General features: G+C 62.1%; 13 protein-coding genes. 9 read left to right on the top strand and 4 right to left on the bottom strand.

Going from position 1 to position 15,557, the window contains the following annotated elements:
• Positions 1-204: 204 nt before the first annotated feature.
• Together AB6O04_RS15205 and AB6O04_RS15210 are read left to right on the top strand one after the other, a co-directional pair.
• A complete protein-coding gene (locus tag AB6O04_RS15205) occupies positions 205-3,543 on the top strand; it encodes a PAS-domain containing protein (RefSeq protein WP_368564934.1) in 3,339 nt (1,112 codons plus the stop codon).
• A gap of 316 nt (positions 3,544-3,859) precedes the next feature.
• Positions 3,860-4,348, top strand: a complete 489-nt coding sequence (locus AB6O04_RS15210) for an NUDIX domain-containing protein (RefSeq protein WP_368564935.1) — start codon at positions 3,860-3,862, stop codon at positions 4,346-4,348.
• A 737-nt stretch (positions 4,349-5,085) separates the two neighbouring features.
• Here the strand turns inward: AB6O04_RS15210 and AB6O04_RS15215 are convergent.
• Positions 5,086-5,751 carry a response regulator gene (locus tag AB6O04_RS15215; RefSeq protein ID WP_368564937.1) on the bottom strand — a complete coding sequence of 222 codons (666 nt, stop codon included), beginning with the start codon at positions 5,749-5,751 and terminating at the stop codon, positions 5,086-5,088.
• Between the two features lie 212 nt (positions 5,752-5,963).
• A complete protein-coding gene (locus AB6O04_RS15220; RefSeq protein ID WP_368564940.1) occupies positions 5,964-6,728 on the bottom strand; it encodes a 3-hydroxybutyrate dehydrogenase in 765 nt (254 codons plus the stop codon).
• Positions 6,729-6,869: 141 nt separating this feature from the next.
• Between AB6O04_RS15220 and AB6O04_RS15225 the strand changes: the two genes are divergently transcribed.
• The 7 genes from AB6O04_RS15225 to AB6O04_RS15255 all read left to right on the top strand — a co-directional run bounded on the left by AB6O04_RS15225 (position 6,870) and on the right by AB6O04_RS15255 (position 13,476).
• Positions 6,870-8,711, top strand: coding sequence for a 3-hydroxybutyrate oligomer hydrolase family protein (locus tag AB6O04_RS15225; RefSeq protein ID WP_368564941.1), 1,842 nt, complete (start codon positions 6,870-6,872; stop codon positions 8,709-8,711).
• A gap of 106 nt (positions 8,712-8,817) precedes the next feature.
• The gene (gene pssA / locus AB6O04_RS15230; protein WP_368564942.1) at positions 8,818-9,432 is read left to right on the top strand and encodes a CDP-diacylglycerol--serine O-phosphatidyltransferase; all 615 of its coding nucleotides are present in this window, start codon (positions 8,818-8,820) and stop codon (positions 9,430-9,432) included.
• A gap of 70 nt (positions 9,433-9,502) precedes the next feature.
• The gene (phaE, locus tag AB6O04_RS15235) at positions 9,503-10,876 is read left to right on the top strand and encodes a class III poly(R)-hydroxyalkanoic acid synthase subunit PhaE (RefSeq protein WP_368564943.1); all 1,374 of its coding nucleotides are present in this window, start codon (positions 9,503-9,505) and stop codon (positions 10,874-10,876) included.
• Positions 10,873-11,943 carry a class III poly(R)-hydroxyalkanoic acid synthase subunit PhaC gene (locus tag AB6O04_RS15240; RefSeq protein WP_368564945.1) on the top strand — a complete coding sequence of 357 codons (1,071 nt, stop codon included), beginning with the start codon at positions 10,873-10,875 and terminating at the stop codon, positions 11,941-11,943. The genes phaE and AB6O04_RS15240 overlap by 4 nt, the downstream gene beginning before the upstream one ends.
• 183 nt (positions 11,944-12,126) lie before the next feature.
• On the top strand, positions 12,127-12,513 hold the full coding sequence (locus AB6O04_RS15245) for a DUF5329 domain-containing protein (RefSeq protein ID WP_368564946.1): 387 nt from the start codon (positions 12,127-12,129) through the stop codon (positions 12,511-12,513).
• Positions 12,514-12,817: 304 nt separating this feature from the next.
• The gene (locus AB6O04_RS15250) at positions 12,818-13,021 is read left to right on the top strand and encodes a PspC domain-containing protein (protein WP_368564947.1); all 204 of its coding nucleotides are present in this window, start codon (positions 12,818-12,820) and stop codon (positions 13,019-13,021) included.
• The gene (locus AB6O04_RS15255) at positions 13,021-13,476 is read left to right on the top strand and encodes a hypothetical protein (protein WP_368564948.1); all 456 of its coding nucleotides are present in this window, start codon (positions 13,021-13,023) and stop codon (positions 13,474-13,476) included. The genes AB6O04_RS15250 and AB6O04_RS15255 overlap by 1 nt, the downstream gene beginning before the upstream one ends.
• Before the next feature lie 177 nt (positions 13,477-13,653).
• On the opposite strand, the gene AB6O04_RS15260 is transcribed toward AB6O04_RS15255, so the two are convergent.
• Positions 13,654-14,103 carry a hypothetical protein gene (locus AB6O04_RS15260; RefSeq protein ID WP_368564949.1) on the bottom strand — a complete coding sequence of 150 codons (450 nt, stop codon included), beginning with the start codon at positions 14,101-14,103 and terminating at the stop codon, positions 13,654-13,656.
• A 221-nt stretch (positions 14,104-14,324) separates the two neighbouring features.
• Positions 14,325-14,978, bottom strand: a complete 654-nt coding sequence (locus AB6O04_RS15265) for a TetR/AcrR family transcriptional regulator (protein WP_368564950.1) — start codon at positions 14,976-14,978, stop codon at positions 14,325-14,327.
• Between the last annotated feature and the right edge of the window lie 579 nt (positions 14,979-15,557).

Below are 15,557 nucleotides of genomic sequence, written 5' to 3' on the forward strand. Positions count from 1 at the left end.
AAGTCCGCCGCTGCTGCGTTATGCTCGCGCCATGGCGTGGTCGCGAAAAGCAAATCCCCCGTCGCCCGCGTTGCCAACGCAGCGCCTTGGCGCTGCGTGGGGGATTTGCTTTTCGCAGGAGTGCTTCGGGTCTCCGGGTAGCGTGCATGGTATGCAGGAGCAGGAGCGAATGACCGTGCGAACAGCGCACGCTACGGGTGCCACATGTTAAGCGTCGGCATCGTCGTGCTGGCGGCGTTGTTATGGCTGGGCCTGCTGTTCGGCTCGGCTCTGTATGCCGAGCGGCATCCGCGCGTGCTGGCAATTCAGTGGCCTTATGTCTACGCCTTGTCGCTGGCGGTGTACTGCACGTCCTGGACTTTTTTCGGCACGGTGACGCAGGCCGCACGCTATGGCTGGCCGCTGCCGCCCACTTTCGTCGGCACCATCCTGCTGTACGCGTTCGGTGCTTTTCTGCTGGTCCGACTGGTGCGGATGGCGCGCGAATCCAACGCCACTTCGCTGGCTGATCTGATCGCCACGCGTTTGGGCAAGGATGGCTGGCTGGCGGCGACCGTTACCCTGGTTGCCGCGCTGGGACTGATTCCGTATATCGCGCTGCAGCTGAAAGCGGTGGCAATGAGCTTTGCGCTGCTTACCAGCTCCGAAGGCAGCGACAACCTGCCAGCCTGGCAGGACAGCGCTTTGTACGTGGCGATAGCGATGGCGTTGTTCGCCATGCTGTTCGGCACGCGTCGTGCCAGTGCAGCGGAGCACAACCGCGGGCTGGTGCTCGCGATGGCCTTCGAATCGCTGTTCAAGCTGGCAGCGATGCTGTCGCTGGGCGTGTTCGTCTGGTTTGGGCTGCCGGACCTGCCGCCCAAGCCACCTACACCCATCGCCCCTTCAACGACATACGGCTTCATGCCGCTGGTGGTGCTGGGTGTGCTGGCGATGTTCACCTTGCCGCATCAGATCCACGTCGGCGTGGTCGAGTGCCGCGATGAGCAGCATGTGCGCACCGCGCGCTGGCTGTTTCCGCTTTACATGGTGCTGATGGCGCTACCGTTGCTGCCCTTGGCGCGCGCGGGCGGTGCGATGTTCGGCGATGACGTGCCGTCGGATTTGTATGTGCTGGCGCTGCCGCTGGCGCAAGGACATGAAGGGCTGGCGCTGCTCGCTTTCCTGGGCGGACTGAGCGCTGCCACCGGCATGGTGGTGGTCAGCACGCTGACGCTCAGCTTGATGATCGGCAATCATTGGCTGGCACCCGGACTATTGCGCGGCGGTTGGTTGCGCAGCCGCGGTGGAGATCTGCGCGGCGTGGTGCTGACGCAGCGCCGTGTCGGTATCGCGGCGGTGATGTTGCTGGCTTGGGCCTACAGCCGCCTGATCGCCGGCAACGACGCGCTGGCGGACGTAGGTGCGGTGTCGTTCTCCGCTTTGGCGACGTTGGCGCCCGCGCTGGGCTTCGCCATCTGGCGCCCGCAGACGCCGCCACGCGCGGTGATCGCCGGAATTGCGGCGAGCTTTATCGTTTGGGCATGGTTGCTGCTGTTGCCGGTGACCATGGATGCGCGTGGTATCGCACCGCAGTGGCTGCAGGAAGGTCCATTTGGCATCGCGATGTTGGCGCCCGATGGCTTTTTTGGATTGACCGGGTGGAGCCGCCTGGGGCGCGCGGTCGGCGTCAGTCTGTTTATCGGTACGGCAGTGACGCTGCTGGTCGCGGCCTGGCGAGGGCATGCGCCACGCGGCCACGACAGTCGCGGTTTCGATGCGCAGACGCTGCGCGATGCCGGACGCCGGTTCCTGCCGCGGGAGCGCGTTGAAGAACTTTTGGTGGATGCGCCGCGCAGTGGTCCGGTGCCATCTGCCATTGAAGCGCGATTGGAACGCGAACTGTCGGCCGTGCTGGGTTCGGCGTCGGCACGGCTGCTGATGGATGCGGCGCGTCGAGAAAGCGGCGACCTGGAAACGGTCGCCGCCATCGTCGGCGAAGTCTCGCAGGACCTGCGCTTCAATCAGCAGGTGCTGGAAGCGGCACTGCAGAACATGAGCCAAGGCATCAGCGTGGTCGATCGAGAGCAGCGGCTGGTCGCATGGAATCGCCGCTATGCGGAGATGTTCGGATTTCCCGACGAACTTCTGCAGGTGGGCCGTCCCATCGCCGACCTCACGCGCTGGGCATTGCAACGCATGCCGCACCGTGGACACGACGAACGCGCGCTGGAACGGCGTTTGGCCTTCATGCGGGCAGGCACGCCGCACCTGACCGAACGCGTGTTCCCCGACGGCAGCATTGTCGAGATACGTGGCAATCCAATGCCGGGCGGCGGCTTTGTCGCCACCTACACCGATGTCAGCGCATCGCGTCGCGCCGAGCAAGCCTTGAAGCAAGCCAATGAAACGTTGGAACAACGCGTCGCCGACCGCACCGTGCTGCTGGAAACCGCCAAACGCGAGGCCGAGCACGCCAACGACGCCAAGAGCCGCTTCCTGACCGCCATCGGCCACGATCTATTGCAGCCGCTGCACGCGGCGCATCTGTTCACCGATGCGCTGACGCAGCAGTTGCAGGATCGCCAGCAGCGTGAGTCAGTGGACCAGATTCGCGGCGCGCTGGATTCCACCACCGATCTGCTCACCGGTCTGCTGGATATGTCGCGACTGGAAGCCGGCGGTCTGGTGCCGGAACTGCGCGATTTTCCCTTGGCCGAAGTGCTGGAGCCACTGGCGTCGGAGTTCCGCATGCTGGCGGACGAACGCGGACTGGAGTTCGTGGTTGTGCCGACGCGCGCTTGGACTCGATCGGATCCGCAACTGTTGCGCCGCATTCTGCAGAACTTCCTCGCGAACGCGGTGCGATATACCGAACAAGGTCGCATGCTGCTGGGTGTTCGCCGATTGGGCGGCGATCGATTGCGGGTGGAAGTACTGGACACTGGTCCCGGCATCCGCGTAGCCGAACAACAAGTGATCTTCCAGGAATTCCGCCGCGGCGAAGATGTGGGCGGGCAGGGGCTGGGGCTTGGCTTGTCGATCGCGGAACGTATTGCACATCTGCTGGAAGCGCCACTTTCACTGCGCAGTCGCGTGGGGCGGGGCTCGGCATTTGCGGTGGAACTGCCGATGGTCGCAGCGCCCGTGGCCAAACTGTCCGCGGCAACGATCAAACTGGGCATTAGCGGCCGCCACGTTATGGCAGTGGACAATGATCCTATTGCACTGTCGGCCCTGACCCAGGTACTGGAAGGCTGGGGCTGCCAAGTATCGACAGCCACCGACGGCGATCAGGCCGAAGCTGCGCTATCGCTGCGTGCGGCTGACCTGTGGTTGTTCGATTATCACCTGGACGATGGGGACACCGGCGTACAGCTGATGCAGCGCCTATCGCGACGTTTCGGCGCACGGCCATGTTTGATCCTGACCGCCGATCAGACCGAAGCCGTGCGGCGCGCCGTGCACGACGCGGAACTCTCGCTACTGCCCAAGCCGATACGACCGCTAGCACTGAAGTCCGTGATGGACCGTTTGCTGGCGGCGCGGCTGGTGGTTTCATAGCCCTAGTTCGTATGTAGGAGCGGCCCTGCTTTTGTAGGAGCGGCCTTTGCTTTTGTAGGAGCGCCGTCTCGGCGCGAGCTTTTCCCGTCAGATGGCGATAATCGAGAGCGACTGAGCCTGCCGTTCCCCATCTGGACGCGCTGCGGCGCGTTCTTGATCACGTTCACTGATCGGCTACGGGGACGCGGAGCGCCGTCCTCGGCGCGAGCTCTTCGCTTCTATCGCCATCTGACGGAAAGAGCACGCGCCGAGACGGCGCTCCTACGGGAGTATTGCCATCGCGTAGAATTCCCCAGGATTCGCCAAAGACACGCTGATGCCTTACACCCCCATCGTCGCCACCCTGGGTTATGTGTTATCGCCCGACCGTTCGCAGGTGCTGTTGGTCCATCGCAATGCGCGGCCCGACGATCAGCATCTGGGCAAATACAACGGCCTGGGCGGCAAGATCGAAGCGGACGAGGATGTGGTGGCCGGCATGCGCCGCGAGATACACGAGGAAGCGGGTATCGAATGCGACGCCCTCAGCCTGCGCGGCACCATCAGCTGGCCGGGCTTCGGTAAGCGCGGCGAAGACTGGCTGGGTTTCATCTTTGTCGTCACCGCTTATTCCGGCACGCCCTACACCAGCAACCCGGAAGGCACGCTGGAATGGGTGCCTGTGGAAAAGATCATGGAACTGCCGCTGTGGGATGGCGACCGGCACTTTCTGCCATTGGTGTTCGATGAAGATCCGCGTGCTTTCCACGGCGTCATGCCGTATCGCGAAGGCCGTATGGTGTCCTGGTCGTATTCGCGGATATAGCGAAACGCCTTTTCTATAGGAGCGTCGTCTCGGCGCCAGCTCTTCGTTTCTATCGCGATCCGACAGAAAGAGCTCGCGGCGGGACGCCGCTCCGCGCCTCGGTAGCTTCTCAGTGCGCGTGATCAAAAGCGCGCCGCAGCGCGTCCAGATGGCGAACAGCAGGCTTTAGCCGCTCTTCGTTTATCGCCATATGGCAGGAAGAGCTCGCGGCGGGACGCCGCTCCGCGCCTCGGTAGCTTCTCAGTGCCCGTGATCAAAAGCGCGCCGCAGCGCGTCTAGATGGGGAACAAGCAGCTTCGATAGCCTCCGTTTCCATCGCGATCTGACAGGAAGAGCTCGCGGCGGGGACGCCGCTCCTACAAGGTGGATGGTTGTAACCGCTCATTTGTCCCGATGAGGACGGTTGACGACTGCGCTTCTCCACAGAGGGTGTGGACGAATGTTGGGCAAAGGTGTGGATAACCGCGTGCGCACCTTACGCCGCAAGCGTGTCAAGAGGAATGGCTAAAAATTGGCCAATCTATTTTTGCTTTCGCGAAATGGAGGAGATGCCACGTCTCCGTCGTTGTCCACAGAAGGTGTGGATGCTTTACCGACAAACATGTGGATAAGTCTGCAACGTCCTTGCAGGGCAGGCCTGTCAAGGTAGTTGGCTAAAAAATGACCAGTCTTTTTTTGATCTCGCCGCAAATGACGGACCCAGGACGCCGCTCCTACAAAGTTGGTTTTTAAGCGCGCTAGCTTTCGAGATGGCGTGCCGGATCAGAAAGCTCCAGCTCGCGCAGCACCACGCTGGCCTGGGTGCGGTTGCGCACGCCGAGGCGGTCGAAAATCGCCGACAGATGCGCTTTCACCGTTCGCTCCTGCACGTCCAGACGATCGGCGATCTGTTTGTTGAGCAATCCTTGAGCCACCAGAGTCAGCACGCGGAACTGCTGCGGCGACAGGCTCGCCAGACGGGCCGCGAGATCGGCGTCGTGCTGCGACGACTGCGAACGCGCCACCGACGCGCGTAACGATGCCGGCAGCCACTGCTCGCAGGCCAGCACACTGCGGATGGCATCGCGCAACTCGTCCAGGCCGGCGCTCTTGGGCAGATATCCAGCAGCGCCATGATCCAATGCACGCCGTACCACGCGCGGATCGTCATTGGCTGACACCACCACGACCGCCACCGCCGGAAACTGCGCCCGGATCGCCGCCAGTCCCGCCAAACCATGATTGCCTGGCATATGCAGATCCAGCAGCACCAGGTCAATGTCATCGTGCGCTTCCAGCGCAGCCAGCACGCCGTCCAATGATTCGGCTTCCAGCACCGACAATTGCGCCACCGCATCGCTGGCCGCACCGCGCAGCGCAGCCCGGAACAACGGATGGTCATCGGCGATCAGCAGGGTGGGCATGGTTGGAAAGCCGGGAACGGGGAATGGGGAACAGAGAATGGGAGTGTGCTGCGATCTGAGCCGGGAACAGGGAACAGGGAACAGGGAACAGGGAATGAAAGTGTGTCGTGACTTGACCGTCTTGGACTTTGCTGACGCAACATAAAAAACGACGACGGCGATGAGTTTTCATTCCCCGTTCCCTGTTCCCCCGTTCCCGCTCCTGCTTCCACTCACTGCACCGTCCACCCACCATCCACCACGATCGTCTGGCCGGTGATGTTGCGCGCAGCGGGGGAGGAGAGGAACGCAGTGATGCCGGTCAGTTCGTCCATTTCGATGAAGACGCCCTTGGGCATCGGCTTGAGCATGATCTGGCTGACCACTTCCGATTCCGGAATGCCGCGTGTGCGGGCCTGGTCGGCAATCTGTTTGTCCACCAGTGGCGTCTTTACGTAGCTGGGGCAGACGGTGTTGATGGTGATGTCGGTGTCGGCGGTTTCCAGCGCCACCACCTTGGAGAACCCCACCAGGCCGTGCTTGGCCGCTACGTACGCGCTCTTGAAGGGACTGGCGACCAGTGCGTGGATGCTGCCGATGTTGATGATGCGGCCGAAACCGCGTTCGCGCATGCCCGGCAGCACCGCGCGGGTCAGCCGGGCCACGCCGACCAGCATTACTTCCACCAGGAAATCCCACTTCTGCATGGGAAAGTCTTCCAGCGGCGCGACATGCTGCAGACCGGCGTTGTTGACCAGCACATCGACCGGCCGCGAAATCGAGGCGAGCGCGGCGGCAACGCTGTTTTCGGAGGTCACGTCCAAAGCCACCGCTTCGGCCGAACCGCCATCCGTGCGGATTTGCGACGCGACCGTTTCGGCAGCCTCGCCGTTGAGGTCGCTGACGATGACGTGATGGCCCGCTTCGGCCAACTGCGCGGCAATGCCGGCGCCGATGCCGCTGGCCGCGCCGGTGATCAGGAAAGTGTGCGTCTGCATATGCGGGGAACCTTACGACGACGGGATCTGGGCGCTAGCGTAGCAAGTCGCCGTGTCGGCATCGGTGTACCAAAGTACGATGACGGCGATTGAACAAGCGGGTAGTTTCATGTCACTGACCGGAACCTTGGGCGAAACGGAATGCTACGACTGCCATCTGCGTTGTTGTTTGGGATCGTGCTGGCGGGTTGCAGCAGCGGCGGTGGACGGCAGACGCCGGCTGCGGCTGCCATGATCGAACCGCAGCGCATCAGCGAGCACCGTGGCAGCGACGACCTGTTGACCGCAGGCCTGGGGCTGGATGGTTTGCGCGCGATGGCGCCGCCGGCATTCGCCGATGCCGCCACACCCACTCCGCAGGAACTGCGCCGCCGGGCGATCTGGAACAACTGGCGGGGCATCGCCGATCTGTCGCCCACCGGCCGCTATGGCGAAGCCTATGGCAACCTGGCATCCATCCACGGACGCGAGTTCTCCGCGCTGGCAAAGCTGCCGGACGCTCGACAGCCACACCGGGTGCTGGTCCAGGTGCCGGACAATTTCGATCAAAAAAAGCGCTGCGTGGTAGTCGCCGCGTCATCTGGTTCGCGTGGCGTCTACGGCGCGATCGCGGTGGCCGCGCCGTGGGCGCTGCCCAAGGGCTGCGCGGTAGCCTACACGGACAAGGGCGCTGGCACCGACTACTTCGATCTGGATGCGCAACAGGCGCCGCGAGAGGATGGCACCGTGGGCGCATTGGGCGAGGCCGAGCTGGCGTTCACGCCCGACGCGCCGGTGGCCGCCAGCGGCGTTGCCGTCAAGCACGCGCATTCCCAGGACAATCCGGAAGCCGATTGGGGACGGCACGTGAAGCAGGCCGCGGAGTTCGCGCTTTCGGCACTGAACCAGGCATTCCCACAGGTAACGCCGTTCCGATTCGACAACACTCGCGTTATCGCGGTGGGCATCTCCAACGGCGGTGGCGCGGTGTTGCGCGCGGCGGAACTGGACGGTACAGGCGCGGAAAAAAATTGGCTGGACGCCGTAGTCGCGGGTGAACCGAACGTCCTGGCCCAGGGACCAGGCGCTCGCTCGCTTTACGACTACACCACCGAGGCAGCCCTGCTGATGCCTTGCGCGTTGCTGCACCTGCCGGCCGCCAGCCTGCCGCAGCCGCCCTTGCGTGCACAGGCTGAGCCGCTGTGGGCCGCCCGCTGTGCCACGCTAAGAATGGCGGGATTGGTTGAAGGAGACACAATCCAGGCTCAGGCGCACTCCGCTTACCAGCAACTACGTGGCAGCGGTTGGACGGACGCCGCACTCACCGCCGGCGCGCTGAGTGTCGGATTCGATCTGTGGCGCGCGGTCGCGGTGACCTATGCCTCCGCCTACGGGCGATACGGTGTTGGCGAACATCCGTGCGGCTATGCCTTTGCCGCACAAAAGGCCGATTTCAGCGAGCGCCAGGCGACCGGCGCGGAGCGAGCCGCCTGGTGGTCCGATGGCAGCGGCATTCCGCCCGGTTCGGGTGTAGGCATTGTCGACACCAAACTGGCACCACCCGATTTCACTTTCCCAGCGCTGCAATGCCTGCGTGAGTTGCAGACGGGCGATAGCGAGGCCGCAAAACGGGTGCAGAGCGGAATCGCCGAGACCCGCGCTGGGTTGCCGCGCCCCGGGCTGCCGGTGGTGGTGATCCACGGCACCGACGATGGCCTGATTCCACCGGCTTTCACCAGTGTTCCGTACGTTGCGCAGGCCCGGGCCGCCGGCCGCGATGTCCGCTACTGGCAGGTGCGCAATGCCCAGCACTTCGATGGTTTCCTGGCGCTGCCGGCCTATGGCGCGCGCTACGTGCCGTTGCTGCCCTACGTGTACGCCGCGCTGGACCGCGTGGATGCGCTACTGGATGGCAAGGCCGCGCTACCGACGGATGCGGTGATCGACGCCAAACCTCGCGGCACCGGCCAGCTGGAAGCGGCGCAACTGGCGATTCCGCGGTAGCGAAAAAGCTCGCGGCCGGAGACCGCTCCTACAAGGTTGTTTCGGATACGCGACATCCACGACACCTGGGCTTACTCTGACAGTCTGTCCGTTGGGTGCCTGAGCCATGTCCCGCCATTTCTCGATGATCCGCGACTTTCAGTTGGCCGACTGGTTCACGCTGGCCAATGCTTTCTGCGGCACGGGCGCGGTCTTCGCGTCGATGCGGTTCCTGCAGGAAGGCATCGTGCGCGACCTGATGATTGGCATGGCGCTGATCCCGCTGGCCTTCATTTTCGACGCGCTGGACGGACGGGTGGCACGCTGGCGCAACCAGTCGTCGGTGTTGGGCCGGGAGTTGGATTCGCTGGCCGACGTCATTTCGTTCGGGGTGGCACCCGCTGCGCTGGCGTATGCCTGCGGCATGCAGGGCGGGTGGGATTGGCTGGTGCTGTCCTACTTCGTCGCCTGCGGTGTCAGCCGGCTGGCACGCTACAACGTCACCGCCGAGTCGCTGTCGGGAGATGACGACAAGGTGAAATACTTCGAGGGCACGCCCATTCCCACCAGCCTGGTGCTGGTCATGGTGTTGGCGGCAGCGGCGTATTTGGGACATATCGGACCGGCCTTATGGCTGGGAGCGCTCAAACTGGGGCCGTGGATGCTGCACCCGCTGGTGCTGTTCTACGCCGTATCGGGCACTTTGATGATCAGCAAGACGCTGCGAATCCCCAAACCATGAACGCTTGAACCCGCCGCGTCATGCACGGCCGGTCCGTCGCGGCTAAAATCGGCCGGGACGGGAGGACCACATGGCGAACTTCGCACCATCGTGGCCAGGCGACTTCGAATCGCTGGCCAAGCAGTACTGGAATTTCTGGGGCGATGCCTTGCGGCAGGGCGCGATGGGCGGCACGCCGTCTTCTGCTTCGTCCCCAGGCTGGCAGCAGATGGTGGATGGGTGGTCGCAGTTGCTGCCGGGAGGCAGCACGCAGGTCAACGACACAGTGGAACGCTTCAGCCGGCAAGCTCGCGATTGGTTCGGCCAGATGCAGCAGGTTGCCGCGCAGTTCGCCGGCCGCGATCACAATCCCGCCGATATCACCCAGGCGTGGCGACAGGCGCTCGGCGCGCATGGTGGCGCCAACCCTTTCGCCGATATTTTCCGCGCCATGCAAGGCAGCGGACAGCATGGTGTGGAAGGCTGGATCGAACAGGCCAAGCCCTATCTCGACGCCATGCAGCATCAGGGCGCGCGCTGGATGCACCTCCCGGCTTTCGGACCGGCGCGCGAACACCAGGAGCGTTGGCAGAAGTTGGCGCAAGCGCAGCAGGAGTGCCAGCACCAGCAGAACGAATACAACGCGCTGATGATGAAGGCCGCGCAGCGTGCTTTCGAGATTTTCGAAGAACAACTGACTGCACGTGCCGAGCTCGGCCGGCAACTCGACAGCGCGCGTGCGTTGTTCGACCAGTGGATAGACGCGGCCGAACAAGCGTACGCCGAAGCGGCACTCTCGCCGGAGTTCCGTAAAGTCTATGGCGGTCTGACTAACGCGCAGATGCGCCTGCGCCTGGCGGTACAGCAAGAGGTGGAGCAGGTCTGTGGTTTGTTCGGCATGCCCACGCGCACCGAGGTGGATTCGGCGCATCGCAAAATCGTGGAACTCGAACGCGCGCTGCGCAGGGTCACCGCGGGTCAGGCGAAAGCCGCTTCTTCCGCAGCGGCGCAAACCGCATCAGCACGCACATCGAAGCCGGTTCAAGCAGCGGAACCCGCTGAACCTCGCAAGATGGCCGCCAAGCGTGCTGCTGTCGCCACAAAGAAGCAGGCCGCGCCCAACAAGAACACCAAGAAAGCGAGGAAGAAAAGTCCCGCCAAGAAAGCAGCGAAGCATGCTGCGCCCGCAAAGAAGCCGCCAACGAAGCGCGTAGCTGCGGCGAAAGCGGTGACCAAGACACCAGCCAAGTCGCCCCCGGCGAAGCGCTCCGCATCCGCAAAACGCGGGGCGAAGACCCCGGCAAAGACGGCTGCTTCGCAGACGGCATCCCAGTCTTCCGCAGTCGTGTCGATGAAAGAGTGGGTGGGGCGCAATTCCAAAGCCGGCGGTAACGTCGAGAAGCCGCGGGAGCCGACAAAAAGTCGACCTGCGAAAAGCAAAGCCAAGCGCAGTAGCCGCAAATGAAGGGACCCTTGGACATCACTCCCGATGGGCTGGCGCTGGAAGCGCTGGCGATGCAGCAGAAGCTGTCCGCCGGACTGCGCACACTGCCGGAAGTGGAAGAGGTGCATTTCGGTGCCAGCCACAAGCAGGAAGTCTGGCGCGACGGCAAGACCGTTCTGTATCGCTTTGTCGGCGAAAAAGCGCCCACGGCCAAAGTACCGCTCATGATCGTGTACGCACTGGTCAACCGCCCCTACATGGTGGATCTGCAGGACGATCGCTCACTGGTGAAAGGTCTTTTGGCCCGTGGCGAAGACGTCTACATCATCGACTGGGGTTATCCGGACCGCTCCGACCGTTTTCTCGATCTGGAGGATTACATCGAGCGGTTCATTGACGGCGCAGTGGACCATCTTCGCCAAGCCCATGACGTGGATGCCATCAATCTGCTCGGCGTCTGCCAGGGCGGGACATTTACGTTGTGCTATTCGGCGTTGCACGCGGACAAGGTCAAGAACCTGATCACCATGGTGACGCCGGTGGATTTCCACACGCCGGATAACATGCTGTCGCATTGGACGCGCGAGATGGATGTGGATTTGTTCGTCGATACGCTGGGCAATGTGCCGGCCGACATGATGAATGCGTGTTACCTCATGCTGAAGCCGTTCCGACTGAACCTGCAAAAATACGTCGGGTTGATCGACATCCTAGATGACAAGCAGGCCATCGAAAACTTCCTGCGGATGGAGAAATGGATCTTCGACTCGCCCGATTTGGCCGGCGAAGCCTTCCGCCAGTTCATCAAGCAGTTCTATCAAGGCAACGGCTTTATCAACGGTGGCATCGACATCGGCGGCCGTCCGGTCGATTTAAGCGATGTCGATATGCCGGTGTTGAATATCTACGCTGAACAAGACCACCTGGTGCCGCCGAATGCCTCGCGCGCACTGCGTGATTTGGCCGGCACTAACGACTACACCGAGCTGAGTTTCAAGGGCGGCCATATCGGCATCTACGTTTCCAGCCGCGCCCAACGCGAGGTTCCCACCGCCATCCACGAGTGGTTGAGCAAGCGTTCGCGCTGAACCGTTTGCGGCCTCCTTGTGGGAGCGACGTGAGTCGCGACGTTGATGCCTGCGGTCGCGATCACCTGCGCCAGCGCGACTCCAACAAAGAAATCGAGCGCCGGGACGGCGCTCCTACCTCAAACCGCGTCGACTCGGATGAGCGACGACCGCTACGATGGGCACGCAACGCGGAGGAATAGCATGAAGGCATCACCCACAACATTTCTCCTGGTTATCCTCGGTCTGTTCGCACCCGCTATCTCGTTGGCAACACCCTCGCCAAAAGCCAACCAGGAAATAGATGCTCTGATCGCCGCACTGTCCGTTTCGCAATGCAAATTCCAACGCAATGGGAAATGGTATGACGCCACCGATGCCAGATCGCATCTGCAGCGCAAGTACGATTATCTGCTGAAGAAGAATCTAGCGAACACCGCCGAGCAGTTCATCGAACGCGCCGCCAGCCAGAGCAGCATGAGCGGCCGCGAGTACCGGGTGCGCTGTCCAGGGGAAGCCGAGCAATCCTCGGCGTCCTGGTTCCAGGCACAACTGCGACGATTGCGCGGTTCAGGCGCGCCGCCGCGCTGACGCGCTAGACTCCGGCTAGACGACTGTGGGGAGTTAGGGCCTGTTAACGCTATGGGGATAGGCCACGCCGCAATCCAGTGCGTGCGGGCAAGGAAGAATGAGGAAATGTATGCCGATACATGCCCGAGTGATGACGCAGTCCCGTGCGCACTGGGTTGCGGCCCTTCGGGTTGCTTCCCCGCTTTGCCAGGAACTTGCGCGTGGCTTGAACAGGCGGCCAGCCTGCCGCTACGCCATGCACAAGCCCCTGGCAAAGCGGGGAAGCAACGTGACCTATCCCCATAGCGTTAACAGGCCCTAATCCATGAACGAAATCAAGAAGCCATTCGCCCGTTCGTTGAACGACCGCATGATCGCCGGCGTGATAGGCGGCATCGCCCATCGCCTGGGCTGGAATTCCACGCTGCTGCGGATCGTCTTCGTGATCGTCTCAATAGCTTCGGCCGCATTTCCGGGCATCCTGGTCTACCTGATCCTTTGGCTGTTGATGCCCAACGAAGCGGATTGATGCCCACCCATACGCCGCTATCCTGGCTGTGGCTGGCGCGCGGTTTGGGCGCACTGTGGACGTTGCCCAACTCGTTGATCGGGCTGGTCGCCGGCGCCGCGGGACTGGCGTTTGGGGCAAAGGCGCATTGGAGCAGCCGCGATTGGGCGCTGGTATTTCACCACTGGCCGTGGGGGCCGGGCGGAGCGATCACCTTCGGCAACACCATCCTGCATACCGGCGACTCGCTGGATACGGACTGCATCACCTACGAACACCGCGCTGGTCGCTGCCAGCACCCGCCCATCCGGCTTGGCGACCACGAACGCGCGCATGTCTACCAATACATGGCGCTGGGGCCGCTGTTCCTGCCGGTGTACCTGCTGTGCGGCGGCGTCAGCGTGCGCAATCCGTTCGAACGCGCGGCGGACCGCTACGCGATGACAGGCCGCGGCTGGTGGCCGGGTGTGCGCTGAGTTTGTACCAGTGTAAGAACCAAGCGCGCCGAGCGCCACAAATGTTGTCCGAATTGACGTAGAGCGGAGCTTGCTCCGCTGCTTTCCGCCGTGGCATTCGGGAGCCAGTCCTGAATTTGAACAAGCCTGGTCCCGCGTCAAGCTAGCAAACAGAGATCCTCCCGGGCGAATTCCGCACTAACTCGCTTTCTTCTTAGCCGCAGACTTCTTCGCCGCCGATTTTCGGCCAGCGGTTTTCTTCCTGGCAGATTTCTTCGCAGGAGCCTTTTTCGCGGCCGATTTCTTGCTTGCGCGCCTCTTGGTGGCCTTCTTGGTGGCGGTCTTCTTTGCGGCCTTCTTTGACGTGCCTTTCCGGGACGACGTTTTAGCGGCCTTCTTAGTCGACTTCTTGGCGGCTTTCTTCGTAGCCTTCTTTGTAGCTTTCTTAGTTGACTTCTTCGCAGCCTTCTTGCCAGCCTTCTTGCCGGAACCGGAACGCTTGCCGCCGCCGTCCTGCTTGTTGACGGTGGCCCACGCGATGCGCTCGGCGTCTTCTTCCGAACGACCCTGTTCTCTCTCGCTCTCTTCGATGTGTTCGGCCTGCCGTTCCTGCTTGTCGGTGTAAGCAGATTTGTCGCCGCGGGGCATGACCGTTCTCCTGGCAGTGATGAGCCGGAGGCTACTGACGACGATGTGATTGGTAAATGAAAACCGTTGTCGAACGATAGTCGCGCCGCCTGCCTTCGTAGGAGCGGCGTCCCGCCGCGAGCTCCTCGCTGTTATCGCGGCCTGACAGTAAGAGCTCGCGCCGAGACGGCGCTCCTACCGGCCTAAGGCAGAATCATGAGGGCCAGTCGCCCGCTCATCGCTCAGCGTGGCAAAGCCCCATGCAGGAACAGATCCACAGCGGCCAGTGCGCGGCTTTCCAATGTTTCCGGGTCCGGGATATTGGTGTTGCCGCTGGCCAACCGGACGATCTGGTCGCCAAACAGACTCATATAGAACTGGGCGGCAGCCGCTTTAGGCGATGCCAGCTGCAATCGGCCGGCATCCACTTCCTGCTGGAAGTAATCGGTCAGTGTCTTGCGTGCGGTGGTGACGGCCGTTTCGAAGAACCAGTCACGCAGGGTAGGGAAGGACTGACCTTCACCGATCACGATGCGATAGACCACTTGGGATTCGGCCTGCGCCATGATGCGGGCCAAGCGGATGGCGACGCGGCGTAGTGCCTGCTCTGGCGGCAGGCCGGACAGGTTCATGTCTTCTAGCAGCGCGGTATGGGCTTTCAGGCGTCTTTCGATAATGGCGTGAGCCAGGCCTTCCTTGTCGCCGAAGATTCGGTAGAGCGTGGCCAGGGAGCCACCCGCCCGAGCGACGATCTCGCTAAGCCGTGCATGCTGATATCCCTTTTCGGCAAACACTTCGGTAGCTGCGTCGAGAAAGCGCTCGGCACGCATTTCGCCACGTTTGCAGAGATCCACATGCGGTCGCGTCCGTGGCGAGTTACCTGACGCCAGATTCATGTAAACGTTTTCGCGCGAATCGGATTGAATGCTCACTCTGCAGTACCGGTTTTCATGGCGGACTAGCCACGGCTGCAATCTACCAAAAAGCAACAAAACATAGTCAACTCTTGCGCAAAACCGGACCACCGAGTGAAACGAGCGCTAGCATCCAGTAATGATTTTCGTGCGATCGATCACGCGCACATGGATGAAGAATGAAGTATGCGCGCGTCGCGCAACTATGGGATAAGCACGGTCAAAGCATCGTGCAGGCCAGCAGTTAGCGCTAACAGAATGGAGATTTAGTACGTTATAAGATATCTAGTAGAAGCAAGTTTCATCGGCACCCATCGCGCATATACGATGTTCTTCAGACAAGCACGTGTTGCTTTACCGATACTCGAATATTCCGCGACCGAAGGTCTTTGACATTACGGCTGAATAATTATTCCGGTAGCGTCGAGTCATTTGCCTCGATCTAAGAATAAAGCGGATCACAGCATGAATCGCCCCGGGTTTCGTAGACACCTCGCAGCCATAAACTATGGCTTAGGCGGAGGTGGTTATGAGCACGAAGCGGTACACCGATGAGTTCAA

Origin of the sequence: Pseudoxanthomonas sp. UTMC 1351, from assembly GCF_040948865.1 — a bacterium.
Taxonomy (GTDB): Bacteria; Pseudomonadota; Gammaproteobacteria; order Xanthomonadales; family Xanthomonadaceae; genus Pseudoxanthomonas_A.

Bases quoted from the DNA above. Each gene is read 5' to 3' on its own strand.
- AB6O04_RS15205 (WP_368564934.1), top strand. From the start codon at position 205: ATGTTAAGCGTCGGCATCGTCGTGCTGGCGGCGTTGTTATGGCTGGGC.
- AB6O04_RS15210 (WP_368564935.1), top strand. From the start codon at position 3,860: ATGCCTTACACCCCCATCGTCGCCACCCTGGGTTATGTGTTATCGCCC.
- AB6O04_RS15215 (WP_368564937.1), bottom strand. From the start codon at position 5,751: ATGCCCACCCTGCTGATCGCCGATGACCATCCGTTGTTCCGGGCTGCG.
- AB6O04_RS15220 (WP_368564940.1), bottom strand. From the start codon at position 6,728: ATGCAGACGCACACTTTCCTGATCACCGGCGCGGCCAGCGGCATCGGC.
- AB6O04_RS15225 (WP_368564941.1), top strand. From the start codon at position 6,870: ATGCTACGACTGCCATCTGCGTTGTTGTTTGGGATCGTGCTGGCGGGT.
- pssA (WP_368564942.1), top strand. From the start codon at position 8,818: ATGTCCCGCCATTTCTCGATGATCCGCGACTTTCAGTTGGCCGACTGG.
- phaE (WP_368564943.1), top strand. From the start codon at position 9,503: ATGGCGAACTTCGCACCATCGTGGCCAGGCGACTTCGAATCGCTGGCC.
- AB6O04_RS15240 (WP_368564945.1), top strand. From the start codon at position 10,873: ATGAAGGGACCCTTGGACATCACTCCCGATGGGCTGGCGCTGGAAGCG.
- AB6O04_RS15245 (WP_368564946.1), top strand. From the start codon at position 12,127: ATGAAGGCATCACCCACAACATTTCTCCTGGTTATCCTCGGTCTGTTC.
- AB6O04_RS15250 (WP_368564947.1), top strand. From the start codon at position 12,818: ATGAACGAAATCAAGAAGCCATTCGCCCGTTCGTTGAACGACCGCATG.
- AB6O04_RS15255 (WP_368564948.1), top strand. From the start codon at position 13,021: ATGCCCACCCATACGCCGCTATCCTGGCTGTGGCTGGCGCGCGGTTTG.
- AB6O04_RS15260 (WP_368564949.1), bottom strand. From the start codon at position 14,103: ATGCCCCGCGGCGACAAATCTGCTTACACCGACAAGCAGGAACGGCAG.
- AB6O04_RS15265 (WP_368564950.1), bottom strand. From the start codon at position 14,978: ATGAATCTGGCGTCAGGTAACTCGCCACGGACGCGACCGCATGTGGAT.